Raw genomic sequence first — 17,512 nt, 5'->3', positions numbered from 1 at the left:
TCAGCAATTTTCGTGTTCGGGGTTGGTACCGCCTTCGGTGGTGTCGACGCGCCACGACCCGCTCTCCAGCCGCAGCGGCAGCACCAGCCGCCAGCGGATGCACGCCTCCGGCAGGTACACCGGCGCGTCTTCGACGTCCTGCGTACTGGTGAAGGCGACGAGTACCCGGAGCGTGTTCGGCGCGCCCGGCTCGATGCGGTAAACGAGGATGCTGCCGTCCCGAGTGGACTGATAGTCCTTCTTCCACTCCGCCGCTGTCTTGGTCTTCGCCCGTTCGCGGGTGACCACCGAAGTCCACTTCGGATAGTCGCGTTCGTTGATGGAGTCGAAATATCCCTGCAGCACCTGCCGGACGCTTTGGTACTGCGGATGTGCGAAGACGTCGGGAGTCACCTCGACGGCCGGCGAGCCAGGCTGCTCCTCCGGGGCGACCGACGTCGGCGAGTCGCTGACGACCGGTTCGGTGGGCGCGGCTTCCGGGCGCAGGTAGAGATCGCGTGCCAGCAGCCCGACGCCAACGGTCAGGGAGACCACGACCACGATGACGGGGATCAGCCACCGCTGGCGAGAGAAGGGGCGAGGCTGGGCGGTCACCCTGAAAGGTTAGCCGCCCGCCTCTTCCGTCTTCACCGGCGTCTACCCGACTTGGTGCAGCCAGGTGACCGGGGCACCGTCACCGGCGTGCCGGTACGGTTCGAGCGCTTCGTCCCAGTTGGCGGCGAGGAGCTCGTCGAGCTTGTGCGCCAACGATTCGCCGGCGCGGACCTTGCTCACGAGAGCGCGCAACTGGTCCTCACCCACGACGATGTCGCCGTTGGCACTGGTCCTGCCGTGCCACAGGCCGAGACCCGGGGCGAAACAGAACCTCTCGCCGTCGACCCCCGCACTGGGCTCTTCGGTGACTTCGAACCTGATCATCGGCCACGCCTTGAGCGCGGACGCCAGCTTTCCGCCGGTGCCCGAAGGCGCACGCCAACCACATTCGGCGCGGAGCTGTCCTGGACTGGCGGGCTGCGCCGTCCACTTCAACTCGACTCGGGCACCCAGGGTGCCCGAAATGGCCCACTCGACGTGCGGACACACCGCAGACGGCGACGAGTGGACGTACACCACGCCACGGGTGTTGCCACGGGTGCTCACTGCTGACCTCCGCTACTCGACGAGGGGCGTCTTCCCCTACGACCTCGCGAGCTGCGCTGGTCAGGTGGCTCGTGCCGCCTCCCGGTACGCGTGAGCACATTGTGCACCCCAACTGTGCTGTTTGGCCACATGAACACCATAAGTCGCACCTGATTGGGACGCGTGACTCACGTGAAGGCCCCCTTCACTGGGCTCAGCCGCGTGAAGGGGGCCTTCACGCGGGTTAACCCTGGGCGCCGAGGGACTTCGCCGCGGCGAAGGTGTCCATCAGGCCGGCGCCCTTGTCGAAGCTCGACGTGTACGGCCCGGCCGCCACGTACGGCGAGCCGTTGGCGAACTTGTACGCCGTGCCCTTGATCGCGGCCTCGATGTCACCCGGGGTCGCGGACGGCGCGACCTGGAACAGCTGCGCGACGATGCCGGCGATCTGCGGTGCCGCCATCGAAGTCCCGCTGATCACGTTGTAGGTGGCGAGGTCCAGGAGTCCAGGGCCGTTCTTGGGTTGCAGGCCCTGCGTGCAGATCGGCTGCGTGGGACGGCAGGACGAGAGGATGTTCTCCCCCGGCGCGGAGACGTCGGGCCAGCTCGCCTGGTCCGTCTTGAGACCGCGCGAGGAGAAGTCGGATACCGTGCCGTCGCGGGTGCCGGTCCCCTGGTCGTTGAACGACGCCGCGGAAAGCACGCCCGGCGTCTGGTCCTGCCCCGGCGGGTTGGAGAGGTTCGCCGAGCCGTCACCGCCGTCGTTCCCGTTCGCCCACACCGTGACGACGCCTTCCGCGGCGAGCGCGCGTTGCAGCTTCACGGTCGCCGAGTTCGGGTCGAAGGCGCCGCCGCCGCTGGGACCGTAGGAGTTGTTGGTCACCTTGATCGGCGGGCAGACCGACGCCGCGACACCCGCGCCGCAGGGTGCCTTGTGGTTCTCCAGCACCCAGTTCAGCGCCGCGTCCGTGCCGAGTACGAGCAGCGCCGCCCCGGTCGAGACCGAGACGATCTTCGAACCCGGCGCCGAGCCGCCGACCTTGGTGCCGTCGGTCAGCGTCAGCTGGTTCCCGGCGGCGATGCCGGTGACGTGCGTGCCGTGGCCGCCGAGGGCGAGGGTGTCGGTGTCGACGGAGGTCGGGACGTCGACGATGCAGTTCGTCGCCGTGCCGTCGATACAGAGACTCTTGAGGTTGCGCACCACCCGTGTCTTGCCGTCGGCGCCCTTGAACGCCGGATGGGTCGGGTCGACGCCGGTGTCGATGATCGCGACGGAGACGCCCCTGCCGTCCACGGGAGCGCCGCTTGCGTCCTTGAGCTGCGCCTGCGTCTGGAGGCTCCGCGTCGCCGTGGTGCCGGGGCTGCCGTGCGCCTTGAGCTTCTCGTTGCCTTCGACGTAGGTGACCCCGGCGGCCTCGCGCACCGCGCGCACCTGGTCGGCGGTGCCCCGGACGGCGACGACGCCGATCTTCCCGAACGAGGTGATCTTCGTGAGTCCGGCCGAGCGGGTCGCGCGTTCGGCGGTGGCGACGTCGTCGGCGTGCACGAGCGCGGTCACCCCCGTGGCGCCGGTGACGGCGGAGAGCAGGCGGGACAGTCCGGGGGCGACGGGGGCGAGCGGTCCCGCGGCCTGCGCGGGGACCATCCCCGCGGCCGGGACTGCTAGCAAGGCGAAGACGAGCGCTGCGCGTCGACGCCAGGGACGAGATACGGCCATTGCGTTTCTCCTGGTGACAGGGGGCAAGGAACTGTCACTTACCAACGAGTACCACCCGGACGGGTGACGGTGCTCACGCGCATTACAACTTTTCGGAGCAACATCACCGCGCCTACCTGCGACGTGTCTTCCCGTTGCTCCGGATGGAGGCGCTAGTTTGTGCAGCGAGACCGACGAGATGGGGAGGGGTTCGGTGCGACTCGTTCGCCTCGCTCAACAGCCGTCCCGGGTGGCCGAGGACGTCCGCGCCGCGCTGGCTTCACTCGGCCGGGGCAGCAACGTCGTCGGCGGGGTCGCCCTCGTCGGCGCCAGCCCGGTCGACGGGCGGCCCGTGGAGGCCGTCGTCGTCATGCCGAAGGGCGTCCTCATCGTCATCGGCGTCGACCTGCCGGACCCGGCGTTGAAACTCGAAGCCCCGCTCGGCGGACCGTGGAAGGCCGACGGCTGGCCGCTGGTCCACGGCGACACCTCGATCAACCCGGCCACGGACGCGCTCTCGCTGTCCGCCGCGTGCACCCACAAGATCGCGGACGTCGCCCCCGGCGCCGGGCCGATCGGCACGATCATCGCCGTCGGCCCCTATGTGGAGACGGTCGACCAGCCCGCCGCGGACCTCGCCGGATCGGTCCGCGTCCTGTACCCGACGGCGACGACGATGCTCGCCGCGACGGTCTCGCTGGCCACCGCGCCCCGACCCCGCTCGGTCCAGCAAGCGCGGGAGCTGATCGCCGCGCTCGCCCCCGACGCGCCGCCGATGCCCGAGGAGATGTTGCTCGGCGAGGGTTTCAGCGCCTTCTCCGACGACGAGCCGACGGTGATCCGCGAGAACCCGCTCGTCGCCATCGCCCAGACGGTTCCGGTGCAACATCCGGGGAAAGCGAAGAGACCGGCGAAACCGGCCGTTCCGCCCGTCAAGCCCGTGCCGGCCGCCCCGCCCGTTCAGCCTGCTCAGCAGGCCGTCGCCGCGAAGCCCGCTCCTCCGGCACGGCAAACCCCGCCACCGGCGGCTGCTCCCGCTGAACCGTCCCCGAAGAAGTCGCACCAGTCCAAGACGGTGAAGTGGCTTCCGGTCGCCGCGATCGGCCTGCTCATCGTGCTGCTGGTCGCGGCCATCAGCGTGGCCTCCGGCGGTGACGACACGGCGTCCACGCAGACTCCCCCGCCGCCGACCCCTGCCAGCAGCCCTCCGCCACCGAGCAGCAGCGCGGTGGAGAACATCCAGTTCACCTCGCGGGCGTCGGCCGCGGATCAGAAATGCGCGTCGCACGCGTACGGCGACGTCCAGTCGAGCCTTCAGCAGACGAGTTGCGCAGGGGTGAAACGGGCCAGTTTCGCCAGTTCCATCGACGGCCGGGCCGCCGCGGTGACGATCGCCGTCGTGGAATTCCCGAACACCGAGCAGGCGACCGCGTTCAAGGCCGCCGCCGACACCCCCGGCGGTGGCGGCATCCTCGACCTCGCCACCGAGACCAACCAGTGGCAGGGCGACGTCCCGGTGTTCGAGGGCGCCGCCTACCAGAGCAGCCTTGACGGGAAATCGGTCCGGCTGGTCCAGGTGGTATGGGTGCCGGGACCGTCCACTGCGGACGATCCCGGCCTGGTCCGCGGCGCGAAGGCCGCGCTCGAACTGCCTGTGAACGGCTAAAGGCCGTATGCCTCCAGCAGGCGCAGCCACACCTCGCTGATCGTCGGGAACGACGGGACCGCGTGCCACAGCCTCGACAGCGGGACCTCCCCGACGATCGCGATCGTCGCCGAGTGCAGTAGTTCGGACACATCCTGCCCGACGAAGGTCGCGCCGAGGAGGACACCGCGTTCGGTGTCGACGACGATCCGCGCCTTGCCCGCGTAACCGTCCGCGTGCAGCGAAGAACCGGCGACCGCGATGTCGATGTCGACGACGCGGTGCGGCTTGCCCTCCTCGGGTCCGGCGAGCCCGACCGAAGCGACCTCCGGGTCGGTGAAGACGACCTGCGGGATGGCGTGGTGATCGGCCGTGGCGCTGTGCGCGCTCCAGGCGGCGGAATCGACCGGCTTGCCCGCCGCCTGCGCCGCCACGGAGTCCCCGGCGGCCCTGGCCGCGTACTTGCCCTGATGGGTCAGCGGGGCCCGGCCGGTGACGTCGCCGACGGCGAACAGCCAGTCACCGTCCACAGCGGACACACGGCCGTTGTCGTCCGTCTCGAGCGGCGCGCCCGCTTCGAGCCCGATCGACTCGACGCCGAGTCCGTCGGTCGCCGGGCGGCGGCCGGTGGCGACGAGGAGTTCGTCGACGACCAACCGGTCACCGCCCTTCAACGCCAATTCCTTGCCACCGTCCACTGCGGACACGGAGTCGATGCCGGAGCCGGTGTGCACGGTGACCCCGGCTTCGCGGAGCCCCGCGATGACCGCGTCACCCGCGAACTCCGGCAGCCGCGGCAAGGGACGCGCCCCCGAGATGATCAGGTGCACTTCGGCGCCGAGGGTGGCGAAAGCCTGCGCCATTTCGACTCCGACCACACCGCCGCCCAGTACGCCGAGACGGCCCGGAACCTTCTCCGCCGAAGTCGCCTCCCGCGAACCCCACGGGGAAACGGTGTCCAGCCCGGGGATCGACGGCGTCCGCGGGACGCTGCCGGTGGCGACGATCACGGCGTGCCGCGCGGTCAGCACGTCGCCGCCGTCGACGGTGACCTCCCGCTCACCGGTGATCCGGCCGTGCCCGCGGATCGGGACGATCCCGACGCCTTCGGCCCACTTGACCTGTCCGGTGTCGTCTCCCTTGCCGGTGAACCAGTCCCGGCGCGCGAACACCTCGGCCGGGTCGACCGCATCGCCCACCGGGACGCCGGGGACCCGCTTGGCGGCGGCGAGGAGGTTCCCCGGCCGTAGCAACGCCTTGCTCGGAATGCAGGCCCAGTAAGAACATTCGCCGCCGAAGCGCTCGTGTTCGACGAGCGCGACCCGCAGTCCGCCGCGTGCTGCCCGTTCGGCGGCGACCTCGCCGACGGGGCCGCCTCCGATCACGATCACGTCAAAAGTCTGTGCTGACATGCATTCAGCGCACACCACCGCGCAGCTTCGCGCAACCTGCCGCTATCCTCGTGTCGCTGCGTGAGTCATCAGCCGCGGGTTCAGGTTGCACCGTGCCGGTTACGCAGTAGAACGATCGAGCGCGGGAGGTTTTTTCATGGCCAGGAACACTGCTGTGCATTTGCTGGATGATCTGACCGGCGAGGCGGCCGAAGAAACGGTCGCTTTCGGTTTGGACGGAATCGCTTACGACATCGACCTTTCGGCCGACAACGCCACCGCACTCCGGGAAACCCTGCGTGCCTATGTGGAAAACGGCCGACGGATCGGTGGACGGAAACTGCGGCCGCGAGTCGTGCAGCGACCCAAGGGCGCACGGGTGTCGAAGTCGACCCCGAAGACCACGGCCACCGCCGCGAAGGCCGAGGCGAAGTCGGCCGCGAAGCCGGGCCGCAAGCCCGCCGCGAAGGGTGTCGCCGGCCGCAAGCCCGCCGCCGCCAAGGCCGCGCCCAAGACCGCCGCCGCGAAGACCACCGCCGCCAAGGCGGAGGCCAAGGCTCCGGCCAGGACCACCGCGAAAGCCACCGCTGCCAAGGCGAAGGCGACCCGCGGCACGACGGCGAAGGCCACCGCGACCAAGACCACGGCCGGTCGCGCGAAGACCGCCGCCGCGACCAAGACCACGGCCAAGGCAGCGCCGAAGGCCGCTGCCAAGACGACCGCCGTGAAGGCCGCGCCGAAGGCCGCCGCCGCGAAGACGACGGCCGCCAAGGCCGCGCCGAAGGCCGCCGCCAAGACGCCGGTGAAGAAGGCCGCGGAGCCGAAGAAGACCACGCGCGCCGCCCGTAAGGTGCCGGCCGTGACATTCTCGGCGACCGAAAAGTAGTTCCGCTAAAAGCAAATGGCCCCCTTCGCGTAATTGAGCGAAGGGGGCCATTTGTGTCGAGTCTCGTGAGTGGTAAGTGTCGTTCTAACGACACTTACCACTCACGAGGCCGGACGCTGAGCCCCTTCCGAATGCCACTTCGGATACCCGTACCGCGTGTGCCGGAGCGAGCGGTGCCACTCCCGCTCCTCGGCCGAGGGCTTCCGGGTGGTGAGTTCACCCAGTCGCGCGGCCGCCGCCACGCGGACCGCGGCCGTGACTTCGGCAACACCTTTGCGCAGGCCATGCTCGGCGAGCGACGCGACCGGGCTCCGGTGAGAGTCGAGCGGACGGGGATCCGCGGGTGCCGAAGTGAGGTACCGGCCGACCCGCTCGGCCGCGGTCGACACGAGCAGTGTCGAATGCGCGAGCAAGCCCGTTCTCGTCCGGAACACGGCGAAACCGCACAGCTTCGCGTCACCGACGAACAGTCCCCGATCACCGACCCGCGACGGCAGCCCGAGTTCGGCCACCGTCGCGGTCATCAGTTCCCCGAGCGCTTCGAGCGGCTTGACGGCTTTCGCCGACAAGCCGAGCTCTGGCAGGACGAGGGTGATGTTGAGATTGCCGGGATCGTGGAACACGGTGCCGCCGCCGCTGGCCCGGCGGAGCACCGGGACGCCGTCGCTCGCGCAGACGTCGGCCTTGACCTCGCGTTCGATCTTCTGCCCCCGCCCCACGACCACGGAGTCGGTGCTGCGCCAGATCCACAGGACCGGCGCCTCCGGTGCGGCGCGCAGGAGGGCTTCGTCGAACGCGAGGTTGTCGGCCGGGTCGTCGAACGAGGCGACGACTTCCGAAGGACCGATCACAGTGCTTTGAGTTCCTCCACGATCTCGCCCACCGACGATTTGGCGTCGCCGAAGAGCATGCTTGTCTTCGCATCGTAGAAGAGCTCGTTGTCGATGCCGGCGAAGCCCGAGCTCATCGAGCGCTTGAGCACGATCACCGACCGGCTGTGGTTCACCTTGAGGATCGGCATCCCGTAGATGGGCGAGCCCGGATCGGTCTCCGCGGCCGGGTTCGTGACGTCGTTCGCGCCGATCACCAGCGCGACGTCGGTCTGGGCGAACTCGGAGTTGATCTCGTCCATTTCCTTGAGCTGTTCGTACGGGACGTCGGCCTCGGCGAGGAGCACGTTCATATGCCCCGGCATCCGGCCCGCCACCGGGTGGATGGCGTAGGCGACCGTGATCCCCTTGGCCTCCAGCAGTTTCGCCATCTCGCGGACCACGTGCTGTGCCTGCGCGACGGCCATGCCGTAGCCGGGGACGACCACGACCTTGTTCGCGTACGCCATCTGGATCGCGGTGTCGGACGCGCTGGTGCTGCGGACCGGGCGGACCTCGCCGGACCCACCGCTCGAAACCGCCGTGCCGCCACCGAACCCGCCGGCGACGATGGCCGGGATCGACCGGTTCATCGCCTTCGCCATCAGGTTCGTCAGGATCGAACCCGAAGCACCGACGATCATGCCCGCCACGATCAGCGCGGTGTTGTCGAGCGCGAGCCCCATGGCCGCGGCCGACAATCCGGTGAGCGCGTTCAGCAACGAGATGACGACCGGCATGTCCGCGCCGCCGATCGGCAGCACGACCACCACGCCGAGCACGCCGGCCGCGATCAGCAGGCCGATCATCAGCAGTTCGGCGTCACCGCCGACGGCGATGACGACCGCGAAGACGATCGCGGCGATCAGCACCAGCGCGTTCACCGGCTGCTGCAGTTTGCCCAGCGTGATCGGGCGACCGGAAATGAGCTCCTGCAGTTTCCCGAACGCGATGTTCGAGCCCCAGAAGGACACCGATCCGACGATCGCGGCGAACAACGACGCGATCGCGACGTACGCCGGCTCGTGCGCGTAGCCCTCGGTGGTGCGGAACTCGACCCACGCGATGAGCGCGACCGCCCCGCCGCCGACGCCGTTGAACAGCGCCACCATCTGCGGCATCGCGGTCATCTTCACCTTGCGCGCGGACGGCACGCCGACGACGACACCGATCGCGACGCCGAGCGCGATCAGCAGCCAGTTGCTCATTCCCGGGGTCAGGAGCGTCGCGATCACCGCGATGCCCATGCCGATCGCGGCGATCCAGTTGCCGCGTACCGCGGTGCGCGGACCGGTCAGCCCCATCAGGCCGTAGATGAACAGTGCGAAGGAAATGATGTAGAGGACGGCGATGAAGGTCGTCACTTGTCACCACCGTCTTCCGGCTTCTTCGCCTTGAACATCGAGAGCATCCGGTCGGTGACGAGGAAGCCGCCGACCACGTTGATCGTGCCGAAGGCGATCGCGATCACCAGCAGGATCTTGTTCAGTACGCCGTCGACCCCGAGGCCGAGCACGATGAGCCCGCCGAGCAGGACGATGCCGTGGATGGCGTTGGTGCCCGACATGAGCGGGGTGTGCAGCGTGTTGGGCACCTTGGAAATGACCGTGAAGCCCACGAATCCGGCGAGTACGAGGATCGCCAAACTGCCTACGAGCATCACTCGCCCCCTTCTTCTTTTCCGGCGACGCAGGCCCCGGCGACGATCTCGTCGGAGAAGTCGAGCGCGAGCTTGCCTTCGGAGTCGACGAGCAGTTCGAGCAACTCGGTGACATTGCGCGCGTAGAGCTCGCTGGAATGCGCGGGCATCTCCGCGGCGAGGTTGAGCGGCGAGCAGATGGTGACGTCGTGCTCGACGACCTCCTCGCCCGGTTTCGTCAGTTCGCAGTTGCCGCCGGACTCGCCTGCGAGGTCGACCACGACACCACCGGCGGGCATCCCCTTCACCGCGTCGGCGGTGACGAGGACCGGCGCCTTGCGGCCGGGGACGAGCGCGGTGGTGATCACGACGTCGAACCTCGTGATCGCCTCGGTGAGCCTGCGTTGCTGCTCGGCCTTTTCCTCGTCGGTCAGCTCGCGGGCGTACCCGCCTTCGCCGACCGCCTCGATGCCGAGGTCGAGGAATTTCGCGCCGAGCGACTTGACCTGCTCGCCGACCTCCGGCCGGACGTCGTACCCGGTGGTCTGCGCGCCGAGCCGTTTCGCCGTCGCCAAGGCCTGCAAACCGGCGACACCCGCGCCGAGCACGAGCACCTTCGCCGGTGGCACCGTTCCGGCCGCGGTGGTGAGCATCGGGAAGAACCGGGTGAGCTTCTCCGCCGCCAGCAACACCGCGCGATAGCCCGCGACACTGCTCTGCGACGACAACGCGTCCATCGCCTGCGCGCGGGAGATCCGCGGGATCGCCTCGACGGCGAAGGCGCGGACGCCCGCCGATTCGAGCGCCGCTATCCCGTCCGGATCACCCCGTGGATTCAGGAAGCCGATGAGAATGGTGCCCTGCTTGAGCTTCGCGACTTCGGCCGCGCTCGGAGGCGCCACCTTCACCACGATGTCGGCATCCCACGGATCGCCGATCACCGCGCCGGCCTGCTCGAAGGTCTCGTCGGCGAGCAGCGCGCCGGCGCCCGCGCCGGGCTCGACCACCACCCGCAGTCCGCGTCCGGAGACGCGCTCGATGAGCTTCGGTACCAGCGCGATGCGGCGTTCACCTTGTCCGGTTTCCCGGACAACACCGACCGTGAGCTGCTCGTTTTCTGCCGCCACAGGCGACCTCCTCGCTGGAGAGGACCACACGAACCCGCACTGTTTACCACGTCCGGCCGACAACTTTCCTGGCTGAACGTATCCGGACGGCATCTTTCCGTGACATCGCTCATCACGATCGATCCAGCCATCGATCCAGGTGCGCGACGTCATAAGGGGCTGGCCGCTGGTGAGAGGAAAGTCGAACGTGGCGTGTCCGGGTGGTCGTGAGCTGCGGCGCTTCTTGCGTGATGCCAGTACATGAAGGCCCCCTTCCTGTACCTGGGCGCAAGGGTGGGGTCCTTCATGTACTTGGGGAAGGTGTCCTTCACGCGCTGTCGCTGTAGCGCCGAGGCTGCGATCCCGACCCGCTTGACCTGCACGACACCGGCGCGGCTGTACTCAGGCGGGCTGAAGGGGACCTTCACCGCATCAGACGTGACGAAGGCGCCCTTCACCGCGTGACATGCGGCGAAGGACGCTTTCAGCCCGCCTTGCGGGGCAGCGCTTTCCGCATCACGGAACGCTTCGCCAGTTCGGCACGCCCAGAAAGATCAGCCGCAGCCGCCGTTCGGCCGTGCGCCCGATCTCGTCGTCCCGCGAAGGCGCCTCGAGCAACTCCAGCACCGTCGTGAGCATGGTCGTCACGATCAGGTCGGCGAGCAGGTGGAGATCTTCGGTGCTCCATTCGCGGAGATTGTCGAACCGCGCGAGGTCGACGGCGAGTTCGCTGACGAAGAGCTTGAGCTCGAACGCGATCGCCTGCCGGACCGGTCCCGTGCCGCCGTAACGCTCCCTGGTGAGGAAATGGAAGTGGTCCTCGTGCGCCCGGACGTGCTCGCGCAGGATGCGCACGGACATCTTGATCATGTCGTTGTACGCGGCCGGTTTGGTGCGTGCCGAACGGATCATCGTGCGCAGTGTGCGCATCGACTCCTCGACGAGCGCCACGCCCAGTTCGTCCATCGACGCGAAATGGCGGTAGAACGCCGTCGGCACGATGCCTGCCTGTTTCGCCACCTCGCGCAGGCTCAGCCCGGAGAACCCTCGTTCCGCCACCAGATCCAGGGCGGCGTCCAGCAGCGCCTGCCGTGTGCGCTGTTTGCGCTCCTGCCGGGAAACGGGCTCCGTTGTCACGACGGACAGCGTAATCGCCTCCGCACTATCACCCACGTCACATCGCCCTCCTCTCGCGTTGACAAGCGCGACCATCGCCACTTCACTGTTGAGTGTACAAGCGTTCACTGAATTTGGGAGAAGTGATGACGGCACTGGTACCGCGCAGGGCCAGGCGGCTGGCCTCGCTGGCCGAGGCCCTGCTCACGCCCCATGGCATGGACCGCTACCTCGAACTCGTCGATCCGATGCTGGTCCGCCGGGAGATCCGCGGCCTGGTCACCGACGTCCGGCGGCAGACACCCGACACGGTCACGCTGACCATCCGGCCGAGCCGCGCCTGGCGGGGACACGTCGCGGGCCAGTACGTGCGGGTGACCGTCGAGATCGACGGCGTCCGCCGGACCCGCTGTTACTCACCCGCCGGTTCGGAGCACGACGGATCACTGGAACTGACGATCAAGGCCGATCCGCAGGGACTCGTCTCGCGGCACCTGAACCGCACGGTCACCATCGGTTCGGTGCTCGGACTGTCCACTCCGGACGGTGACTTCACCCTGCCGTCGCCGAGGCCCCGGCGGATCCTGCTGCTGAGCGGCGGGAGCGGGATCACGCCCGTCCTGTCGATGCTGCGCACGCTGGCGGACGAGAAGTACGAGGGCGATCTCGCCTTCCTGCACTACTCCAACGGGGCCGAAGACGCGCTCTACCGCGCCGAGCTCGCCGACCTCGCGCGCCGCCTGCGCGGCCTGCGGGTGGTACACGCGTTCACTCACACCGAAACCGGCGGCGACCTGCACGGGTTCTTCTCGAAGGAACACCTCGCCGAGGCCGCGCCGTGGTATCCCGACGCCGAAACCTTCCTGTGCGGTCCGAAGCCGCTGATGGATTCGGTCCGCGAGGTTTTCGAGGCCGACGGTCTCGGCGCACATCTGCACACCGAGGAGTTCACGCCGCCGACGCTCACCTTCGACACCGAGAACGCCGAAGGGCAGGTGCGGTTCGCGCGCAGCGGCCACGAATTCGCCAACTCCGGGAAACCGTTGCTGGAGCAGGCCGAAGAGGCGGGGCTCAGCCCGGAACACGGCTGCCGGATGGGCATCTGCTTCTCCTGCACTCAGATCAAGACCTCCGGTTGCGTCCGCAACGCCAAGACCGGCGAGACCTCCAGCGAAGAGAACGAAGAGATCCAGCTCTGCATCTCCGTCCCGGTCGGGGACGTCGAGATCAACGCTTAGAAAGGAGCCAGTCATGACCGGCTTGCAGGACAAGCTCACCCCCGCCCAGGTCGAGGAGTTCGGCCGCGAACTGGACGAGATCCGGCAGCGGATCGTCGCCGATCTCGGCCAGGTCGACGTCGACTACATCCACAACGTGATCAAGACCCAGCGCGCGCTCGAAGTCGCCGGGCGCGGGCTGCTGTTCGCCGGGTTCTTCCCGCCCGCGTGGGTCGCCGGGGTGACCGCGCTTTCGGTGGCGAAGATCCTCGACAACATGGAGATCGGCCACAACGTCATGCACGGCCAGTACGACTGGACGCGCGACCCGGCGCTGAGCTCGCAGAAGTTCGAATGGGACACCGTCGCACCTTCGGAGAACTGGCGCCATTCCCACAACTACATCCACCACACGTACACGAACATCCTCGACAAGGACCGCGACATCGGTTACGGCGTCCTGCGGATCGACCCGGCGCAGAAGTGGAACCCGTACTACCTGGGCAACCCGGTGTACGCGACGCTGCTCGCGCTGTTCTTCCAGTGGGGCGTCATGCTGCACGACCTCGAGTTCGACCGCGTCGTCAAGGGCGAGCGCAAGTGGTCGGACAACAAGGAGGTCGGCCTGAAGATGCTCAAGAAGGCCGGGCGCCAGGTCGGCAAGGACTACGTGCTCTTCCCGCTGCTGACCGGTCCGCTCGCGCCGCTGACCTTCCTCGGCAACGCCACCGCGAACCTGACCCGCAACCTGTGGGCGTTCTCGATCATCTTCTGCGGGCACTTCCCCGCCGACGTCGAGAGCTTCACCGAGGAAGAGACCGAGAACGAGTCGCGGGGCCAGTGGTACCTGCGGCAGATCCTCGGCTCCGCGAACATCAGCGGCGGCAAACTCTTCCACATCATGACCGGGAACCTCTCGCACCAGATCGAGCACCACCTGTTCCCGGACATCCCCGCGCGCCGCTACCCGCAGATCGCGGGCGAGGTGCGGGCGATCTGCGAGAAGTACGGCCTGCCCTACAACACCGGTCCCCTGCACAAGCAGCTGTTCTCGGTGGCCAAGAAGATCGTGAAACTGGCACTGCCCTGGAACGGTGAACCCCGCACTCCGGCTACCGTGGAGAGCGACAAGACCCTCCGAGCGGCTTAAGGTGTCTGACATGGTCGGTCAGTTCGAAAGCACCAAGGACGTGGTCCAAGAGGTCACCGAGTCCGCGGCCACCCACATCGGCAACATCGCGACGATCATCACCGGCGCGATCCGGGACATCGCCCGCGAGACCGGCGATTGGCTGACGGACGTCATCGAGATGCGTGAGGCGTCCCAGCGGGCGCAGGCCGACGGGACCCGCGAAGACTGAGGGTCGCCCCCACGTCGGGTTTCGAGAACGAAGATTACGGAAAACCCCATGGGCACGAGGCGGTGACCACGGCAGGCTGAAGCCATGATCACCCGCCTCGCCCCGCACCGGTTCGCCGGTCGCGTCCTCAGCGCGCAGCTGAGCCGCGCGTACTGGGCCGAGCTGGCGTGGGTGATCATCGGCGCGCCGCTGACGCTGGTGTTCATGGCGCTCGTCGTCGTCGGGCTGTTCCTCGGGATCGGCCTGAGCCTGCTCACCATCGGCCTGCCGGTGCTCATCGGCGTCCTGGCGGGAGCGCGGCTGATCGGCGCCGCCCACATCGGTCTGGCGCGTGCCCTGCTCAGGACCACGGTCGCCCCGCCGGCCCGGCCCGAGCTGCGGCCGGGGCTCTGGAACGGGGTCAAAGGGCGGCTCGGCGATCCGATGGGCTGGCGGTCGATCGCCTACCTGGTGATCCGGCTGCCGTTGTCGTTGACCGGGTTCTTCCTGGTCGTGTCCCTGTTCGTGTACGCCGTGAGCACACTGACCTATCCGCTGTTCTGGTTCACCCTGAACGGCGATGCCATGCCGACGTTCGACCTCCGCGTCGACACCTGGCCCCTCACCCTGCCGCTCGCCCTCACCGGGCTGGCCGTGCTGCTGGCGATGCCGTGGGTGGTCCACGGCCTCGCCGAATTCGACCGCCTGCTGGTGCGCGGGGTGCTCGGCGCCGAGGACCTCTCCAAACGTGTGCGCGACCTCGAACGGACCCGGGCGACCGCGGTCGACGACGCGACGCGGCGGCTGCGCCGGATCGAACGCGACCTGCACGACGGCGCGCAGGCCCAGCTGGTCGCGCTGGCGATGAAGCTCGGCATCGCGAAGGACGAGCTGGCGGGTGACGGCGACATCGAGCAGGTCACCGCCCTGGTCACCGCCGCGCACGCCAACGCGAAACAGGCGCTGGTCGAACTGCGCGACCTCGCCCGCGGCATCCACCCCGCCGCACTCGACGCCGGCCTCGACGTCGCACTGTCCACTTTGGCCGCGGGCTCGGGCATCGACGCGCGGATCACCGTGGACCTGCCGAGCAGGCCGTCGCCGTCGATCGAGACGATCGCCTACTTCACCGTCGCCGAGTTGCTGACCAATGCCGCCAAACACACTTCCGCCGCGATCGAGGTCGACGTGGGTATCGTCGGCGACGGCCTGCGCCTCGTGGTGCGGGACGGCGGTGAAGGCGGGGCCCGGCTGGAACGCGGCGGCGGGCTCGCCGGAATCGCCGAGAGGCTCGCGACGGTGGACGGCGGGCTCGACATCGACAGCCCTCCCGGAGGGCCTACGGTGATCAGCGCGGGGATACCACTACGGAAATAGAACAATGGGGGGCGGCGTGCGCGTCGTGATCGCGGAGGATTCGGCCATCCTGCGGGCGGGACTAGTCGAACTGCTGAATCTTCGGGGACACGAGGTCGTCGCGGCCGTCGCCGACGGCGACAGCCTGTGCGCGGCGGTCCGCGAACACCGGCCAGACGTGTCCATTGTGGACATCCGGATGCCGCCGACGCACACGGACGAAGGACTCCGCGCGTCGATCGCGTTGCGTGCGGAACTGCCGGGGTGCGCGATCCTGCTGTTCTCGCAGTACGTCGAAACGCAGTACGCGACAGAACTCCTCGCCGACCGCGCGGGCGGCGTCGGCTACCTGCTGAAGGACCGAGTCGCGGAGGTGTCGGACTTCCTCGACGCGCTTCAGCGGGTCGCCGACGGTGAGACCGTGCTCGACCCGGAAGTGGTCAGCCAGCTGTTCACCGCCACCCGGAAGACGGACGCGCTCGCGGGACTGACGCCGCGGGAACGTGAGGTGCTGGGACTGATGGCCGAGGGGCGGTCGAACTCGGCCATCGCGGCGGCGCTGTTCCTTTCGTCGGGCTCGGTGGAGAAGTACGTGTCGAGCATCTTCGGGAAGCTGGCGCTGCCCCAGTCCGAGGGGGACAACCGGCGGGTTCTCGCCGTGCTGCGGTACCTGGAGTCCTGAGAAGTGGGCTGAAGGGGCCCTTCGCCGCATCTCGTGCGGTGAAGGACGCTTTCGCTGCATGACATGTGGGGAAAGCTCCCTTCGGCCTAGGCCGGCTCCTGCAAGTCATGTTCGCGGTCCCCCTCCCGGTGACCGGGTGGATTTCGGGTCATCCAACGCACCAAAAATCCACACGGTCGGCGATGGCCCTGACAGCGAGTGAGGGGTGTGTGGATATAGGGACACTCAACGTCCCTATATCCACACACCCTCCCGCGACACCAAAGGTCCCCCGCTCCCTTTCCGCAGGTCAGCACGCCAGCCGATACTTACAGGACACGGCCTACGCCGGCTCCACCGGAACCCCGTCCGCCTCCGGCAGGCACAGCTGCACCCACATGACATCCCGCCAGGCCCCGTGCTTGTACCCGATCCGCCGATAGGTCCCCACCGGCTCGAAGCCCAGCGCGCGATGCAGTCCGGCGCTCGCGTCGTTCGGCAGCACCATTCCCGCGCAGAAGTTCCGGAAGCCACGCGACGCCAGCTTGTCCAGCAGCGCTTGATAGAGCGCGCGCCCGCCACCGGTCCGCCGCCGGCCGAGCTCCAGATAGATACTGACCTCGCAAGACCAGCGATAGGACGGTCGGCCGCTGAAGGGGCCTCCGTAGGCGTAGCCGGTGACGCGGCCTTCGTCGTCTTCGAGCACGAGCCACGCATGCTTTCGCTGCGCCTTGGCGATGCGCTCGGCCATCTCGTCCGGCTTGGGCGGCTCGGTCTCGAACGAAATCACCGTGTCGGTGACATACGGCGCGTAGATCTCCGCGCACGCCATCGCGTCGGCTTCCGTCGCTTCCCTGATCACCATGGCGACCATAGTAACCAAGGCTGCCACTATAGTGTGCAGCATGTCGGATCCCTTGTCCGCGTCGCTCGCCGCGACGCTCCAGTCCGCGAGACTCGACCAGAACCTTTCGGCCAACGCCCTCGCCGAGTCCTCGGGGGTGTCCAGGGCGATGATCGGCAAGATCGAACGCGGCGAGGCGCAGCCGACGGCCGTCCTGCTCAGCAGGCTTTCCGCCGCCCTCGGGATGACGTTGTCCGAGTTGATCGCGCGCGCCGAACACGGTGACCGCAGGCTCGTGCGCGTGGCCGATCAGCCGACCTGGACCGACCCGGACACCGGCTATGTGCGCCGCGCGGTGTCGCCTTCGCTCGGCGGGCCGCTCGAACTGGTCGAGGTCGTGCTGCCCGCGGGCGCCGAGGTCGCCTTCCCCGCCCACACCTATGCGCTGACCCACCACCAGATCTGGGTGCTGGACGGGCATTTGCGGTTCCGCGAGGGCGACGTCGAGCACGAACTCGACGCGGGAGACTGCCTTCAGCTCGGCACTCCGCAGCAGTGCGCCTACGTCAACCCGACCGGGGAGCCGGTCCGATATCTGGTCGCGCTCGCCCGGCGGCACGCCTGATA

General features: G+C 68.4%; 18 protein-coding genes. 8 read left to right on the top strand and 10 right to left on the bottom strand.

What is annotated here, in order from left to right; genetic code table 11:
* The 3 genes from ACLJO0_RS21610 to ACLJO0_RS21600 all read right to left on the bottom strand — a co-directional run bounded on the left by ACLJO0_RS21610 (position 1) and on the right by ACLJO0_RS21600 (position 2,836).
* Positions 1-594, bottom strand: a complete 594-nt coding sequence (locus tag ACLJO0_RS21610; protein WP_410580242.1) for a hypothetical protein — start codon at positions 592-594, stop codon at positions 1-3.
* Between the two features lie 42 nt (positions 595-636).
* A complete protein-coding gene (locus tag ACLJO0_RS21605; RefSeq protein ID WP_005154552.1) occupies positions 637-1,140 on the bottom strand; it encodes a DUF3145 domain-containing protein in 504 nt (167 codons plus the stop codon).
* A gap of 223 nt (positions 1,141-1,363) precedes the next feature.
* Positions 1,364-2,836, bottom strand: a complete 1,473-nt coding sequence (locus ACLJO0_RS21600; RefSeq protein ID WP_410580241.1) for a S8 family serine peptidase — start codon at positions 2,834-2,836, stop codon at positions 1,364-1,366.
* A gap of 193 nt (positions 2,837-3,029) precedes the next feature.
* On the opposite strand from ACLJO0_RS21600, the gene ACLJO0_RS21595 reads away from it, so the two are divergent.
* On the top strand, positions 3,030-4,481 hold the full coding sequence (locus tag ACLJO0_RS21595) for a hypothetical protein (protein ID WP_410580240.1): 1,452 nt from the start codon (positions 3,030-3,032) through the stop codon (positions 4,479-4,481).
* Here ACLJO0_RS21595 and ACLJO0_RS21590 read toward each other — a convergent pair.
* Positions 4,478-5,851, bottom strand: coding sequence for a dihydrolipoyl dehydrogenase family protein (locus tag ACLJO0_RS21590; RefSeq protein WP_410580239.1), 1,374 nt, complete (start codon positions 5,849-5,851; stop codon positions 4,478-4,480). The genes ACLJO0_RS21595 and ACLJO0_RS21590 overlap by 4 nt on opposite strands.
* A 157-nt stretch (positions 5,852-6,008) precedes the next feature.
* Here ACLJO0_RS21590 and ACLJO0_RS21585 point away from each other — a divergent pair, with 157 nt between their 5' ends.
* Complete coding sequence (locus ACLJO0_RS21585; RefSeq protein WP_410580238.1) at positions 6,009-6,737, top strand: histone-like nucleoid-structuring protein Lsr2; 729 nt, start codon at positions 6,009-6,011, stop codon at positions 6,735-6,737.
* Between the two features lie 101 nt (positions 6,738-6,838).
* Here ACLJO0_RS21585 and ACLJO0_RS21580 read toward each other — a convergent pair whose 3' ends face one another.
* From ACLJO0_RS21580 to ACLJO0_RS21560, 5 genes are all read right to left on the bottom strand, one after another.
* Entirely contained in the window at positions 6,839-7,588 is a 750-nt protein-coding gene (locus tag ACLJO0_RS21580; RefSeq protein ID WP_125792809.1) for a lipoate--protein ligase family protein, read from the bottom strand.
* Positions 7,585-8,970 carry an NAD(P)(+) transhydrogenase (Re/Si-specific) subunit beta gene (locus ACLJO0_RS21575; RefSeq protein WP_410580237.1) on the bottom strand — a complete coding sequence of 462 codons (1,386 nt, stop codon included), beginning with the start codon at positions 8,968-8,970 and terminating at the stop codon, positions 7,585-7,587. Before ACLJO0_RS21575 ends, ACLJO0_RS21580 begins: the two co-directional genes overlap by 4 nt.
* Complete coding sequence (locus ACLJO0_RS21570) at positions 8,967-9,266, bottom strand: NAD(P) transhydrogenase subunit alpha (protein ID WP_007032801.1); 300 nt, start codon at positions 9,264-9,266, stop codon at positions 8,967-8,969. The genes ACLJO0_RS21575 and ACLJO0_RS21570 overlap by 4 nt, the downstream gene beginning before the upstream one ends.
* On the bottom strand, positions 9,266-10,372 hold the full coding sequence (locus ACLJO0_RS21565) for a Re/Si-specific NAD(P)(+) transhydrogenase subunit alpha (protein ID WP_125792807.1): 1,107 nt from the start codon (positions 10,370-10,372) through the stop codon (positions 9,266-9,268). Before ACLJO0_RS21565 ends, ACLJO0_RS21570 begins: the two co-directional genes overlap by 1 nt.
* A 495-nt stretch (positions 10,373-10,867) precedes the next feature.
* Positions 10,868-11,524, bottom strand: coding sequence for a TetR family transcriptional regulator (locus ACLJO0_RS21560; RefSeq protein ID WP_125792806.1), 657 nt, complete (start codon positions 11,522-11,524; stop codon positions 10,868-10,870).
* A gap of 89 nt (positions 11,525-11,613) precedes the next feature.
* Here ACLJO0_RS21560 and ACLJO0_RS21555 point away from each other — a divergent pair, with 89 nt between their 5' ends.
* The 5 genes from ACLJO0_RS21555 to ACLJO0_RS21535 all read left to right on the top strand — a co-directional run bounded on the left by ACLJO0_RS21555 (position 11,614) and on the right by ACLJO0_RS21535 (position 16,062).
* Positions 11,614-12,705, top strand: coding sequence for a ferredoxin reductase (locus ACLJO0_RS21555; protein WP_410580236.1), 1,092 nt, complete (start codon positions 11,614-11,616; stop codon positions 12,703-12,705).
* 13 nt (positions 12,706-12,718) lie between these two features.
* Positions 12,719-13,834, top strand: coding sequence for a fatty acid desaturase family protein (locus ACLJO0_RS21550; RefSeq protein ID WP_125786426.1), 1,116 nt, complete (start codon positions 12,719-12,721; stop codon positions 13,832-13,834).
* Between the two features lie 10 nt (positions 13,835-13,844).
* Positions 13,845-14,045 (top strand): hypothetical protein, encoded by a 201-nt coding sequence (locus ACLJO0_RS21545; RefSeq protein WP_125786427.1) that lies wholly within the window; start codon positions 13,845-13,847, stop codon positions 14,043-14,045.
* Between the two features lie 84 nt (positions 14,046-14,129).
* On the top strand, positions 14,130-15,401 hold the full coding sequence (locus ACLJO0_RS21540; RefSeq protein WP_410580235.1) for a sensor histidine kinase: 1,272 nt from the start codon (positions 14,130-14,132) through the stop codon (positions 15,399-15,401).
* Between the two features lie 16 nt (positions 15,402-15,417).
* Positions 15,418-16,062 carry a response regulator gene (locus ACLJO0_RS21535; RefSeq protein ID WP_410580234.1) on the top strand — a complete coding sequence of 215 codons (645 nt, stop codon included), beginning with the start codon at positions 15,418-15,420 and terminating at the stop codon, positions 16,060-16,062.
* A 322-nt stretch (positions 16,063-16,384) separates the two neighbouring features.
* On the opposite strand, the gene ACLJO0_RS21530 is transcribed toward ACLJO0_RS21535, so the two are convergent.
* Positions 16,385-16,915: a GNAT family N-acetyltransferase gene (locus ACLJO0_RS21530; RefSeq protein WP_410580330.1), complete on the bottom strand. Its 531-nt coding sequence runs from the start codon at positions 16,913-16,915 to the stop codon at positions 16,385-16,387.
* 31 nt (positions 16,916-16,946) lie between these two features.
* On the opposite strand from ACLJO0_RS21530, the gene ACLJO0_RS21525 reads away from it, so the two are divergent.
* Positions 16,947-17,510, top strand: coding sequence for a helix-turn-helix domain-containing protein (locus ACLJO0_RS21525; protein WP_410580233.1), 564 nt, complete (start codon positions 16,947-16,949; stop codon positions 17,508-17,510).
* Positions 17,511-17,512: the final 2 nt, after the last annotated feature.

Source organism: Amycolatopsis sp. lyj-108, assembly GCF_046549005.1.
Classification (GTDB): domain Bacteria; phylum Actinomycetota; class Actinomycetes; order Mycobacteriales; family Pseudonocardiaceae; genus Amycolatopsis.
This window is presented reverse-complemented; position numbering and strand designations above follow the sequence as displayed.